9 protein-coding genes and 1 pseudogene are annotated in these 13,099 nt (G+C 62.8%); 2 read left to right on the top strand and 8 right to left on the bottom strand.

Going from position 1 to position 13,099, the window contains the following annotated elements; genetic code table 11:
* Positions 1-70: 70 nt before the first annotated feature.
* From cysS to NVV77_RS04120, 3 genes and pseudogenes are all read right to left on the bottom strand, one after another.
* Positions 71-1,490 (bottom strand): annotated as a pseudogene (gene cysS, locus NVV77_RS04130) (cysteine--tRNA ligase).
* Positions 1,491-1,818: 328 nt separating this feature from the next.
* Positions 1,819-2,268 carry a cytochrome c gene (locus NVV77_RS04125; protein ID WP_295411021.1) on the bottom strand — a complete coding sequence of 150 codons (450 nt, stop codon included), beginning with the start codon at positions 2,266-2,268 and terminating at the stop codon, positions 1,819-1,821.
* Positions 2,269-2,411: 143 nt separating this feature from the next.
* Entirely contained in the window at positions 2,412-3,419 is a 1,008-nt protein-coding gene (locus tag NVV77_RS04120; protein ID WP_295411019.1) for a fumarylacetoacetate hydrolase family protein, read from the bottom strand.
* Positions 3,420-3,557: 138 nt separating this feature from the next.
* Between NVV77_RS04120 and NVV77_RS04115 the strand changes: the two genes are divergently transcribed.
* Positions 3,558-4,715: a DUF2865 domain-containing protein gene (locus tag NVV77_RS04115; RefSeq protein ID WP_295411017.1), complete on the top strand. Its 1,158-nt coding sequence runs from the start codon at positions 3,558-3,560 to the stop codon at positions 4,713-4,715.
* Here NVV77_RS04115 and gltX read toward each other — a convergent pair.
* The 3 genes from gltX to NVV77_RS04100 form a co-directional block, all read right to left on the bottom strand.
* Complete coding sequence (gltX, locus tag NVV77_RS04110) at positions 4,660-5,985, bottom strand: glutamate--tRNA ligase (protein WP_295411015.1); 1,326 nt, start codon at positions 5,983-5,985, stop codon at positions 4,660-4,662. The genes NVV77_RS04115 and gltX overlap by 56 nt on opposite strands.
* The gene (locus NVV77_RS04105; protein WP_295411013.1) at positions 5,982-7,649 is read right to left on the bottom strand and encodes an NAD+ synthase; all 1,668 of its coding nucleotides are present in this window, start codon (positions 7,647-7,649) and stop codon (positions 5,982-5,984) included. The genes gltX and NVV77_RS04105 overlap by 4 nt, the downstream gene beginning before the upstream one ends.
* A 204-nt stretch (positions 7,650-7,853) precedes the next feature.
* Positions 7,854-8,771: a hypothetical protein gene (locus tag NVV77_RS04100; protein WP_295411010.1), complete on the bottom strand. Its 918-nt coding sequence runs from the start codon at positions 8,769-8,771 to the stop codon at positions 7,854-7,856.
* A gap of 222 nt (positions 8,772-8,993) precedes the next feature.
* On the opposite strand from NVV77_RS04100, the gene NVV77_RS04095 reads away from it, so the two are divergent.
* Complete coding sequence (locus NVV77_RS04095) at positions 8,994-9,419, top strand: response regulator (RefSeq protein ID WP_295411008.1); 426 nt, start codon at positions 8,994-8,996, stop codon at positions 9,417-9,419.
* A gap of 4 nt (positions 9,420-9,423) precedes the next feature.
* Here NVV77_RS04095 and NVV77_RS04090 read toward each other — a convergent pair whose 3' ends face one another.
* Together NVV77_RS04090 and NVV77_RS04085 are read right to left on the bottom strand one after the other, a co-directional pair.
* Entirely contained in the window at positions 9,424-11,277 is a 1,854-nt protein-coding gene (locus tag NVV77_RS04090) for a PAS domain-containing protein (protein ID WP_295411006.1), read from the bottom strand.
* 183 nt (positions 11,278-11,460) lie between these two features.
* Positions 11,461-12,837: a class II 3-deoxy-7-phosphoheptulonate synthase gene (locus NVV77_RS04085; RefSeq protein WP_295411004.1), complete on the bottom strand. Its 1,377-nt coding sequence runs from the start codon at positions 12,835-12,837 to the stop codon at positions 11,461-11,463.
* Positions 12,838-13,099 lie beyond the last annotated feature (262 nt).

Raw genomic sequence — 13,099 nt, 5'->3', positions numbered from 1 at the left:
AGCACCGGACTACCCTTCTCCCCTTGTGGGAGAAGGTGGCGCGCAGCGCCGGATGAGGGGTGTTCTGCACTCACCTCTTCACCTCCCACTTGGTGGCGCGCTGGCCCTCTTCGTCCTTGTAGTCGAGGAGGGCGATGCCTTGTTCCGCAAGGTCGTTGCGGATGGCGTCAGCCTTCGCAAAATCCTTGGCGTTGAGGGCGTCGAGGCGGGCGGCGATGGCGTTGGCGATGTGGGCGGGGGCTTCCCAACCGTCTTCGGAATCGAGGAGGCTGTCCAAGCTGAAGCCAAGGAAGCGCAGGGTGGCGGCGAGGCAATGCTTGGCATTGCCCTCCTCGCGATTGGCCCTCTTGGCGATGAAATCGAGCGCCACGCTGGCACGGTGGAAATTGAGGTCGTCGGCCAGTTCATTGACCACCGAAGCGTCAGGGGCGTCGCCCTCGGACAGCGTTGCGCCGCGGGCGGCGCGTTGCCAGTCGCGGAGTTTCGATTCAGCTTCTTCTAGGCGTTTCACCGTGAAGTCGATGGGCTCGCGGTAGTGGGTCATGAGCATGGCGAGGCGCAGGACGTCGCCGATCCATGCCCGGCCGCCCATGGCGCCGGTTTCCAGGAGCTCGTTGATGGTGACGAAATTGCCCAGGCTCTTGGACATTTTCTGCCCTTCGACCTGCAGGAAGCCGTTGTGCATCCAGACATTGGCCATGGCATGGGTGCCATGGGCGCAACGGGACTGGGCGATTTCGTTTTCGTGGTGCGGGAAGATCAGATCGAGGCCGCCGCCGTGAATGTCGAAGGTCTGGCCGAGATAGCGCTCGGACATGGCGGAGCATTCGATATGCCAACCGGGACGGCCGCGGCCCCAGGGGGCTATCCCAGCCGGGCTCAGTTGCCGAAGAAAGTTTCCAGAGGACGAAGTCGGCCGGGTCTTCCTTGTGGGCTTCGACGGCGACGCGGGCGCCGGCCAGATTGTCTTCGAGATTGCGACCCGAGAGCTGGCCGTAGTCTGCCATGGAGCGGGTGCGGAAGAGGACTTCGCCGCCGGCATTGTAGGCGTGGTTTTTTTCGATCAGCGCCGCGATCAGCGTCTGCATGCCATCGATGTTGTCGGTGGCGCGAGGCTGGTGCGTCGGTTCGAGCGTGCCGAGGGTTTTGACGTCCGCGAGGAACTGGTCTTCGGTCTTTTCCGTGACTTTGCGGATCGCCTCGTTGAGCGGCAGATTGGGAAAATCGCGCAGGGCGCGGGCGTTGATCTTGTCGTCGACGTCCGTGATGTTGCGCACATAGGTGACGTGACTTTCGCCATAGACGTGGCGCAGCAGCCGGAAGAGCACGTCGAAGACGATGACCGGGCGCGCATTGCCGATATGGGCGAAGTCATAGACCGTCGGACCGCAGACATACATGCGCACATTGTTCGCATCCATGGGCGCGAAGGGCGCCTTGGTGCGGGTGAGCGTGTTGTAGAGGGTGATCTGCGGCTTTGCCGTGGTCATCGAGAGGTCCTATGGGCCAGACGGTATGGTCTTAGGTGGTCGCGCTGTCGAACCGGAAAAGTGGCTTCCACTTTTCCTGACAACGCTCCGCTGGCGGGAGCCTCTATCTTCAGAGAATTTTAGATGAAGAAGACCGCTCCGCCAACGCTTGGGTTAGCAGGTAATAATGCAGGCGGTAATGGTGCACTTGGTCTTCATGGGCGGGAGATTGGCCGCGCGCACTGAATAAATCAAGCGCAAAAGAAAGAGGGCGGCCCGAGGGCCGCCCATTTCGCTTTGGAGGCGAACATCATCCAAGGGAGGATGATCCTATGACGAAGCTACGGGGTTAGCTTCGGAACTGCTGATGGCATTGGCCGCAGGTGCCGCCAATGGCTTGAAGGGCTGCGGCATAGGCCGCGGCATCGCCCGCTTCGGCTGCGGCAAGGCCGCTTTCGGCGGCGGCGATACCCGTGTCGACGATGGCGGCGAAGGCATCCCAGTTTTCCCAGATGGCGGGAAGCGCCTTGGATTCACCCACGACCGAGCCTTCGGGGAAAAGGGCCGTGATATGGCTATAGTTGTCGCGCAGCTTGGTCATGGCGGCGACGGCTTCGGCACCGGTCAGGTTGCCGGCAGTGCGCAGAATACCACCATCTTCACGCATCAGGTTTTGACGCATGGTGACTGCCTCTTCGGGCGTCGCCGGCGGGGTAAAGGCGTCTTGCGCCAGGGCCGCGACGGTGCCGACAGCGAGGACAGCGGCGACGGCGATCACGGAAAACTTCTGAAAAATCATATGCTGCACCCTCAACATGCGTTTGCTGCCAACCGCTCCAAGCGTCGGCACGACGTCTTGCCGGTCTCCTCCCCCGGCAGGGTGACACTGCCATGCGGCTGCATCGCTCCCAACGTCAACACAGGAATGTTACCGAATTGAGGTCAGGTGGAGAGCGCCACCACGGTCTGGTCGATATCGCCGAAAACCGACCGCCCGCCGGTGCCGATGGCCGCGATCCGTACGCGGTCGCCGGGCTTGAGGAACGGCGTGCGGGCGCGGCCGAATTTCGCCTTTTCGGCGGTGCGGGCCTCGGCGATGCAGCCGAAGCCGATGCCGTCTTCCCTGATGGGCAGGGTCGCGTCGTGATGGTTGGCGATGGTGCCGGAGCCGATGATGGTGCCGGCGCCGAGCTGGCGGGTGCGGGCGGCCTCGACGATGAGATCGACGAGGTCGAAGTGGACGTCGACGCCGGCATTGGGCTGGCCATAGAGGGTGCCATTGACCTCGACGCGGACGGGCAGGTGCAGGCGGTTGTCGCGCCAGCGATCGCCGAGCGTGTCGGGGGTGACGACGACAGGGGCGAAACTGGTGGAAGGCTTTGAGTGGAAGAAACCAAAACCGTTCTGCAGATCGTCGGCGACGAGGCGGCGGAGGGAGACGTCGTTGCAGATGGTGACGAGGCGAATGGCTGAGGCGGCCTGTTCGCGGCTGGGGCGCATGGGTACGGCCCCGATGATGACGGCCACCTCGACCTCGAAATCGAGCGCGAGGTCATCCTCGGGGACGACGATGGGGTCGGAGGCGCCGGACAGCGAATCGGAGCCGCCCTGGTAGAGCAGCGGACGGACCGATTGCAGCTCTTCGTCCTTGCTGCCCTTGAGGGAGCGGACACGCTCGAGATGGCCCATATAGCCGGCGCCATCGATCCACTGGAAAGCGCGGGGCAGCGGGGCAAGGACGGCGGAGGGCTCGAAGGGCTGACCTGATATTTCGCCCTTATCGAGCTGGTTGGAGAGGGCCGCGAGGGCCGGAGACAGGCGATCCCAATCGTCCAGAGCCGCTTGCAGGCTGGGGGCAATGCGACCGGCGGAGACACAGCGCTGGAGATCGTGGGAAACGACAACCAATTGCCCGTCGGGGCGGTTCGCGCGGAGGGTGGCGAGTTTCATGGACGGGCGATCTCTCTTTTGTGTTGCCTGGCGGCGATATCGTCGGCGTTTCAGATTGCTATAGTGTTGCCATTGTCGCCAGCGATGTCTTAAGGCGACATACGGCCGCCTGATATGGCCGACGAACAGGACCCATTCGTGACCTTATCTGCTTCTGGTTTTCGCGCGTCGATTTTGCTGCTTCTGGCGGCACTGATTTTTACGCTCGATGTGCAGACCGTCTATGCCCAATCGACCCAGTGCATGCAGCTCGACAATGCCTTGCGCCAGTTCGACCGCAATGGCGACTTCCGGCAGATGCAGAACAATTCGGGCGCGGCGCGGCAATTGCAGCGCGACGTGCAGGCGGCGGAAAGCCAGTATATTCGCGAGGGCTGCAATGACGCGGCGCGGGCCGGGCAGCAGCTTACCCGGCAGTGCCAGCAGATCGCGCGGGCGGTGCTGAGCCTGCGCGACGAGTTCGCCAAGGTTTCCCAATCGGTCGACACGGCCAATGCCGTGGCGCAGCAGCGCGAGGCAATTCTGCAGGAAATGGCCCGCTTTGGCTGCAATGCCGGCTCGTCCGCCACGTTCAACCAGGAACGCCAGTCGATCTTTGATCGTGTCTTCGGCTCGACCTCGGAAGGCGATTTCACCAACGGCGACATGGTGGATGGTGGCGACTACTGGGGCTATCAGGGCTATGCGACCGTGCGCACCGTCTGCGTGCGGCTTTCGGACGGCTATTTCTGGCCGATCAGCTATTCGACCCTGCACGAATATATCGGCAATGACTTGCAGCAGTGTCAGGCCATGTGTCCAAACACGCAGGTCGACCTCTACTACTATGACAATCCCGGCCAGGAGCCGGAGCAGATGCAGAACGTCTATGGCTCGCCCTATACGTCGCTGCCCACCGCCTTTGCCTATCGCAACCAGTTCGACAAGAATGCCAGCTGCAAGGTGGCGCCGAAGACCGATGGCACGGTGACGCTCACCGCATCAGGTGGCGGCGATGCGAAGGCCATGCTCGATATTGCCGGCTTGTCCTTCCCCCTGCCCCGGCGCGATCCGCGCGGCGCGGTGCCGGTGACACCGGTTCAGGCGGCGCCGGTCGAGGCCGTTGCGGCTGTGGCCATGATCGACGTGCCCCTACCCCGCCCGCGTCCGGCGGGTCCAGGCGAAGTCGCTGTCCGCCCCAGCGCCAGCCAGACGCCGGCAGAGGCGGACCTGCGGATCGTTCACTTCGGTGAAAAGACCGTCAGGGTAGTCGGTCCAGACACGCCTTACGCCCAAGCAGGACGAGCAGGGACTTAAGCTCCGGACCATCATGACGGCCCGTGAGGGCCATGCGGAGCGGCATGAACAAGGGCTTGCCCTTGCGGCCGGTCGCGCCCTTGAGGGCATTGGTCCAGGTGGACCAGGTGGTTTCGTCCCAAGGTTCTGCGGGGAGCATAGCCTTGGCCACATCAAGAAACTCGCGGTCTTCGTCGGCGACAACGGGCTCAATGGGGCCGGTGACGAGCTTCGACCATTCCGCAATATCGGGGAAGCGCACGAGGTTTTCGCGCAGGAGGAGCCAGATGGCTTCGCCTTCGAGGCCCATGGAGGACAGGCGCGGGAGCGCTTCCTCATACGACATGGTGTGGAGGAGGCGCGCGTTGAGGCTGTCGAGTTCGGCGGGATCGAACCGGGCGGCGCCGTGTGAAATCATCGAGAGTTCGAGTTTTTCGGCGATGGCGTCGAGGTTTTCGTAGGGCTCGATGGGAAGGCTGGTACCGGTGAGGGTCGCCATGATGGCGACGGCGAGCGGCTCATAGCCCTCATTGCGGAAATCGGAGATCGACTGCGAACCCAGGCGCTTGGAAAAACCCTGGCCAGCGGCGTCGGTGAGGAGATTGTGGTGGGCGAAGGTTGGGACTGTGCCGCCTAGGGCCTCGATGATCTCGATCTGGGTGCCGGTATTGGAGACGTGGTCTTCGCCGCGGATGACATGGGTGATGCCGAGGTCGATGTCATCGACGACGGATGGCAGCGTATAGAGATAGGAGCCGTCGGCGCGGATGAGGACCGGGTCCGACATGGAGGCGGTGTTGACCGTCTGCTGGCCCTTGATGAGGTCCTGGAACTGCACCGGGCGGCCATCGAGCTTGAAGCGCCAATGCGGCTTGCGGCCCTCGGCTTCGTATTTGGCCTTGTCTTCGGCGGTGAGGCTCAGCGCAGCGCGATCGTAGGTCGGCGGCTTGCCGAGGAGGCGGGCGCGGGCGCGCTTGCGGTCGAGTTCGTCTTCGGTTTCGTAGGCCGGATAGAGGCGGCCGGCGGCGATCAGCTTGTCGCGGGCGGCGTCATAGAGCGCGGTGCGTTCGGATTGGCGGACGAGAAGATCTGGCGTTACGCCTAGCCAGGCGAGATCGACTTCGATGCCATCGGCGAATTCGCGGGTGGAGCGCGCCAGATCGGTGTCGTCCATGCGCAGGACATAGCGGCCGCCGGTGCGGCGGGCGAAGAACCAGTTGAGCAGCGCCGGGCGGGCATTGCCGAGATGGATGCGGCCCGTCGGAGACGGGGCCCAGCGAACGACGGTCATCCGACGGTCACGTCCTTATAGCCATTGGTGATGGGGTATTTGCGGCCGAGGCCGAAGGCGCGCGGGGTCAGTTTCGGACCCGGCGCGGACTGGCGGCGCTTGTATTCGGCAATGTTGATGAGGCGCTCGATGCGCTTGACGAGGGCGGGGTCGTGGCCGCGCGCGACGACATCGCCGAGGCTCATTTCGTCTTCGACGATGGAGCGCAGGATATCGTCCAGAACCGGATAGGGCGGCAGGCTGTCCTGGTCGGTCTGGTTGGGGCGCAGCTCGGCCGAGGGGGCCTTGTCGATGATGGACTGCGGGATGACTTCGCCCGAGGGCCCAAAACTGTCGCCGGGCATGTGCTTGTTGCGCCAATCAGCCAGCGCATAGACTTCCATCTTGAACATGTCCTTGAGCGGATTGTAGCCGCCGTTCATGTCGCCATAGATGGTGGCGTAGCCGACGCCCATTTCGGACTTGTTGCCGGTGGTGAGCAGCATGGAGCCGAGTTTGTTGGAGACGGCCATGAGCACGACGCCGCGCATGCGCGACTGGATGTTTTCTTCAGCGAGATCGGCGGGTCGATTGTCGAAGATGGGCGCGAGTTCGACGAGGGCATCGTCGACGGGGTTGCCGATGGAGACGATGTCGTAGCGTACGCCGAGGCGCTCGGCGCAGTCCTTGGCGTCCTTGAGGCTTTCGTCGGACGTGTAGCGATAGGGCAGCATGATGCAGTGGACCTTTTCAGGTCCGAAGGCATCAACAGCCATGGCGGCGACGACGGCGCTGTCGATGCCGCCGGAGAGGCCAAGCACGACGTGGCTGAAGCCGTTCTTGTAGACGTAGTCGCGGAGGCCGAGGACGGCGGCGCGCCAGGGGGCTTCCTCGACCGAGGTCAGCTCTTCGATGCGACCATTGGTGGAAGTCCAGGTGTCGCCTTCGCGGTGCCAGTCGGAGACCAGGAAGTCGGTTTCAAAAGACTTGCCCTGGAGGACCAGCTTGTCGCCGGGGGCGATGGCGAAGGAGGCGCCGTCGAAGACGAGTTCGTCCTGGCCGCCGACCTGGTTGAGATAGATCAAGGGGACGTCGTGCTCGACGGCGTGCTTGCGCACCAGTTCCTTGCGGATGTGCTGCTTGTTGGTCCAGTAGGGCGAACCGTTGGGGCAGAGCAGGATTTCGGCGCCTTCACGCATGAGGTGCTCGCAGACCCAGGGGTGCCAGATGTCTTCGCAGATCGGGATGCCGACCGAGACGCCCTTGATGGTCACCGGGAGGGGCAACGGGCCGGCGGCGAAGTAGCGCTTTTCGTAGAAGACGTCGTCATTGGGCAGCTCGCGCTTGAAGCGCAGGGCGAAGATATGACCCTTTTCGGCGACCAGGACGGCATTGTGGAGACCGGTCTGGTCCTTCCAGATGGTGGGGAGGACGAGGACCACGTCGGTGCCAGCGGTTTCGGCAGCCAGGGTCTGGGCCGCGGCCATGGCGTCTGTGACGAACTGGTGCTTGAAGAGCAGATCGTCCGGGAAATAGCCGGTGAGGAACAGCTCGGACAGCATGAGGATGTCGGCCTTGGCGGCAACCGCGTCGGCAAGGGCCTTCTTGGCCAAAGCGAGATTGCCGGGAAGGTCGCCAACCTTGGGATTGAGCTGGGCAAGCGCAATTCTGAGCTGGTCGGTCACGGAGGAAACCTAAGCAAATGGACGGACCGCCCGGCCCGCGGCCGAACGCGGGCAAGACTTAGCCTCTGGACCGTGGGAGAGCAAGCGCCAGGGAGGCGCCGCGGCTTCTCCCGGGACAGAGGGACGTCCTGAATGGCCGAAACGAGATTCCCGCTTACGCGGGAATGACGCGGTGATGGATTGGGTGAGAGCCCTGTTGCGGCTCTAGAAGCGGCCGGTGACTTCGAGAAGGCCGCCGTAGCGGAGAAGCGAGAAGGCGTTAAGCGGCGTGTCTGAATAGAGATAGCTGTTCGGGGTCGCGGCGTTCCATTCCTTGTAGCGCGCGCTTGCCGGACCCGTGAGATACCAGGCGCGGCCACCAACGCGGACTGTCAGGTTTTCGGTGGGGTGGAAACCGACCATGAGTTGGCCAGAGGCGCCATACATCGCACCGCTAGCCTCGGTATTGCTGCGGTTGACTATAATGCCGCCCGGACGAACCTCGTCGGCGAATGGCATTTCGGCAGAACTGCCAGAGGCGTAGGCATAGGGGATGGCGACGGCCTCAGCTTCGATGTCAGCGAAATCGCCGATATTGGCGCGACCAGTGAGGCCGAGGCGGAGCATGTGGACGTTTAGGCCCTTGATGCTCTGCACGTCGAGTCGGTTGCGGTCCGGAGAATCGAGCAGGTACTGGTAGCCAATCAGGCCGCCAACCTTAAAGGCGTCGTTGCCGAAGGGCATGTAGCCAAAGTCGCCGCCGACGTAGCCGATGTGACCACCACTGAAGCTGGCCGGCGCATTGGTTCCGGCCTTGTGCTCGCCGCTGACGACCGCTGCATAGCCGGCCTGTGCCTTAACGAAGGACGAGGTGAAATCGTCGTCAATACGGAGATGAACTTCCGGGATGTGGCTATGATCGGTGGTGTTGAAGGTGTCGCCGCCAAGCTCGGATGACTGCTGCCCCACCGCGTACCAATAACGAAGGCCCGCTTCGAAGCGTAGCGGGTTCTCTTCGCTGTGCTGCCATTGATCGGGATAGGACGGGCGCAGGCCGGGGAGCGCGCCATAGTCTGCAGCAAGCACTTGCTGGGTCGCGGCGCTCGAAAGAAGCACAAGGGCACTCAATGCAAATTGCTTCATCACACACTCCCGATCGGCTTTACCGACAAACATCGTGGAATGTTTGTGAATGATTAGGGTTAATGTTCCACTAAGCTAGCGGTTGGTGCGATTGGTGCTTTGGTAACTTCCTTGGCCGAAAATACCGTTTGCAGGCCTCCATTGTCTGTGCTGCATGCAACCGAGGCGACGAGTCGGGAGTTTGTCGGGTCAAATGAACGTTTCTCAGAAGCCAGTCTTGTAATGTCGTGCCGTATTCTCATCGTTGAAGACGAAATCTTCGTCGCTTCCGAAATCGAACAGATCGTTGCCGAGATGGGGCACGATCCCGTCGGCATAGCTGCCGACAAGAAGAGCGCCCTGCGCTTTGCCGGCGACACCGAGGTCGCTCTCGTCGACCTCAACCTGCGCGATGGCGCGACGGGTATCGAAATCGGCAAGATCCTGGCGCAGACCCATGGGGCGAGCGTCATCTTCATCACCGCCAATCCGGCCCAGCTTGGTACCGGGGTGCCCGGCACCATTGGCGTCGTCTCCAAGCCCGTGGCCGAGAGAGACCTGCGCGACGTTGTCGACTATGCAGTGGCGCGCCGTGCCGCCGCCGAGGCCAAGCCCCCGCGGCGCTTGCGGCTGTTTGATTGGCCAGATGGAAGCCCGATCGCGACTTAGTGCTTTAAGCGTCTTCGGCCTTTTCGGCCGGGCGCAAGCGGCTCGAACGGGTTAGTGCAGCAAGCGGCAGGGACACTTCCACCCGCAGCCCGTCCTTTTCCCAGAAACGCTCGATCGAACCACGCAATTGACCGCTCACGGATAGGTCTATGAGCTTCGAGCCGAAGCCTGACAGGTTGCTGGGCTCCGTGATCTCGGGACCACCGTGTTCTTTCCACGTCAGGTGGAATTGCTCCCCCTCGGTGCGGCCGGAAATGCCCGTCCAGCCTTCGGGCCGGCTCAGGGCGCCGTATTTGGCGGCATTGGTCGCCAATTCGTGGAAGAGCAGAGCGAGGGGCGTCGCGGCCGCATCGTCGATGACGGTGTCCTCACCCGAAAAGCGGACGCGATTTTCGCCGTCTTCGCCTTCATAGGGGCGCATGAGCCGGGTGACGAGCGCTGAGAGCGTGCCCTGCCCTGCCTGGCTGGTTGAGAGATAGTTTTGCGGGCGGACGAAGTCATGGGCTTCACCAAGCGCAAAGATGCGTTGCCGCAACTGCTCGGCGAATGGCTTGACCTCCGGTTGGCCGCGGGCCGAGAGCGAGACGATGCCGGTCAGGACGGCAAAAATGTTCTTGATGCGATGGCTCAGTTCCTGGGCGACCAGTTCGCGTTCCTCGGCAACGAGGCGCGAGTCATGGATATCGGTGCAGGTGCCGATCCAGCGCAGGATGTGCCCGTGCTTGTCGCGAACGGGCAGAGCCCGCCCCAGCGTCCAGCGATATTCGCCGCTATGGTGGCGCAGGCGATATTCGATTTGATAGGGCTCGCCGGTTTCCAGCGAATGACGCCACAATCCCCAGGCGCGCTCCTGATCTTCGGGATGGAACATGTTGTTCCAGCCTTCGCCGTCGGTCGAGCCGACGGGCACGCCGGTGAAATCGTACCAGCGCGCATTGTAGTAGTCGTGGAAGCCGTCGGGCCGCGTGGCCCAGACCATTTGCGGCATGGTATCAGCCAGCGTGCGGAATTCGAGTTCGCTCTTGGCCAGGGCCTCCGCGGCGCAGTGCTGATCGGTGATGTCGATGGCGACGCCCGGAAAACGGTAGACCTTGCCATTGGCATCCATGCGCGGGCGACCGGACACCATGAGCCAGCGGCGGACACCATCCTCGCTGACCACGCGATATTCGCTGCGGAACTCGGTGCCGTCCTTGATGGCCTGCTGCAATTCGGCATTCACGCGCGGCAGATCTTCGTGCTCGATGGCGAGCAGATATTGCTCGAGCGGCGCGCCGAGGCCGGCGATCTGGGAATCGATATTGTAGAGGCGCGCGAACTGATCGTCGGCGGTGACGATATTGTTGACGACGTCCCAATCCCAGGTACCGACCAGGGCAGAACTGGACAGCGCCAGCGTCAGGCGCTCCTCGCTGCGGGCCAGCGCCTTTTCGGTGAGAATCCGGTCGGTGGTTTCGTGAACTATGCAGAGCGTGCCCATGGAGAGGCCGTTGTCGCCAGTGATGGGGCTGTAGTGAAGGTCCATCCAGCTCGTTTCGAGCTGTCCATGGCGATTGAGCTCCAGTTCCTGGTCGCGCAGCAGCCAGGATTCCCCGCTGAGGCCGCGCTCTATATTGAGGCTGTTGAACTCGGCGATCTCGGGCCAGGCCTCTTCGGCGGGCATGCCGAAAATCGCCGGGTGTCGCTGGCCGGCAAAGCGGGCATAGGCATCGTTGTAGATGAGGATGCCTTCTTCGCCCACCATCATGACCATGGGCGTGGAGGCTACGATGACCAGGCGCACGGCGCCCTTGAGACTGTCCGGCCAGTCGGGAATCGGACCAAGAGGATTCTGGGTCCAATCATAGTCGTTGAGCAACTTGACTGTCGGGTCTCGTTCAAGCGCGGCTCGAGTTTCGGGCGCAGCGTGGGGAAACAGAGATCTCGGCATTACCTACTCACCTTGACGAAGCACCATCCTGTGCCCGGATGCGGGCAAAGAAAAGGCCACGCGCCCAAAATGAACGCGCGGCCCCTATTTGGGTTCACCTTGAAACAGAGACTATTCGCCGGCGACGCGACGCTGGACCGGCGGCTTCTGGGAATGCACTTCCTCTGCAACGAGGAAGGCCAGTTCCAGCGCCTGGCTGGCATTGAGGCGCGGGTCGCAATAGGTGTTGTAGCGATCGGCCAGGGTGGTTTCGGTGACCGCAGAGAGGCCACCGACGCATTCGGTGACGTCGTCGCCGGTCATTTCGATATGCACGCCGCCGGCATAGGTGCCCATTTCGCGGTGCACGTCGAAGAAGTTGCGCACTTCGGTGAGGACACGGTCGAATGGACGGGTCTTGTAACCGGTGGACGCCTTGATGGTGTTGCCGTGCATGGGGTCGCAGCACCAGACAACGGTACGGCCGGCCTTTTGCACGGTCTCGATAAGGCGCGGCAAATGCTCGTGCACCTTTTCGGCGCCGAAGCGCGAGATCAGGGTGATGCGGCCGGCTTCGTCGGTCGGGTTGAGCCGATCGAGCAGGCGCAAGAGATCGTCACTGGCAAGGCTCGGGCCGCACTTGATGCCGATGGGGTTGTGGATGCCGGCGAAGTATTCGACGTGAGCGGAATCGGGCTGGCGGGTGCGGTCGCCGATCCAGAGCATGTGGCCCGAGGTCGCGTACCAGTTGTTGGTGATGGAGTCGCGGCGGGTCAGCGCTTCTTCATAGCCGAGAAGCAGGGCTTCGTGGCTGGTGTAGAAGCTGGTCTGCTTCAGGGCCGGGGTGTTTTCCGGGTTGAGGCCGAGGGCCGCCATGAAGGTGATGGCGTCGTCGATCTTCTTGGCAACTTCCTCGAAGCGGACGTTCCAGTTGGACCCCTTCATGAAGCCCATGGTCCATTCGTGGATGCGCGTCAGCTCGGCATAGCCGCCCATGGAGAAGGCGCGCAGCAGGTTGAGCGTTGCAGCCGACTGGCGATAGGCCTGCAGCATGCGGTCCGGATCGGGCACGCGGGCGGCTTCGTTGAACTCGATGGCATTGATGATATCGCCGCGATAGCTCGGCAGTTCGACGCCATCAATGATTTCCGTATCGGCCGAGCGGGGTTTTGCAAACTGGCCCGCGACGCGGCCGACCTTGACGACGGGCTTGGAGGCGCCGTGGGTCAGGACAACAGCCATCTGCAGGAAGACGCGGAAGAAGTCGCGGATATGGTCCGCGCCATGTTCGGCAAAGCTTTCGGCGCAGTCGCCGCCCTGGAGCAGGAAGGCCTCGCCACGGGCAACGGCGGCAAGGCGAGCCTTGAGTTCGCGCGCTTCGCCGGCAAAGACCAGCGGGGGAAAGGTCGAGAGCTGGCGTTCGGCCTCGGCGAGAGCTGCCGGATCGGGATAGGCAGGAACCTGCTTGATCGGCTTTTCGCGCCAGCTATTGGGGGTCCAAGTGGTCATGGTCATCTCGCTCACGCGCGGTTAGGCTTTGTTGAGGGCGGAATACCAAGGGCACGCCCGGTGGACAAGGATATTCGGGTCTGATCGTGTGGCCGCTACACAAGACCCGGTCCCGGTTGCGCCAGACCAGGGCGCTCGCCTATGCTGAAGCATGCGCACCTTGTTGACTGCCATTTGGCTGATTGCCCTTACTCTGGCGATCGTAGTGGCGTGCCTTTCCGGCTTCATTGGCATCAGCGTAATGCTTGAGGCAGGGGCAACT

It is taken from the genome of Devosia sp. (assembly GCF_024707125.1).
GTDB lineage: Bacteria > Pseudomonadota > Alphaproteobacteria > Rhizobiales > Devosiaceae > Devosia.
This window is presented reverse-complemented; position numbering and strand designations above follow the sequence as displayed.

Excerpts from the sequence above, each read along its gene's own strand:
- NVV77_RS04120 (WP_295411019.1), bottom strand. The coding sequence starts at position 3,419 with ATGAAACTCGCCACCCTCCGCGCGAACCGCCCCGACGGGCAATTGGTT.
- NVV77_RS04125 (WP_295411021.1), bottom strand. The coding sequence starts at position 2,268 with ATGATTTTTCAGAAGTTTTCCGTGATCGCCGTCGCCGCTGTCCTCGCT.
- NVV77_RS04095 (WP_295411008.1), top strand. The coding sequence starts at position 8,994 with ATGTCGTGCCGTATTCTCATCGTTGAAGACGAAATCTTCGTCGCTTCC.
- gltX (WP_295411015.1), bottom strand. The coding sequence starts at position 5,985 with ATGACCGTCGTTCGCTGGGCCCCGTCTCCGACGGGCCGCATCCATCTC.
- NVV77_RS04100 (WP_295411010.1), bottom strand. The coding sequence starts at position 8,771 with ATGAAGCAATTTGCATTGAGTGCCCTTGTGCTTCTTTCGAGCGCCGCG.
- NVV77_RS04085 (WP_295411004.1), bottom strand. The coding sequence starts at position 12,837 with ATGACCACTTGGACCCCCAATAGCTGGCGCGAAAAGCCGATCAAGCAG.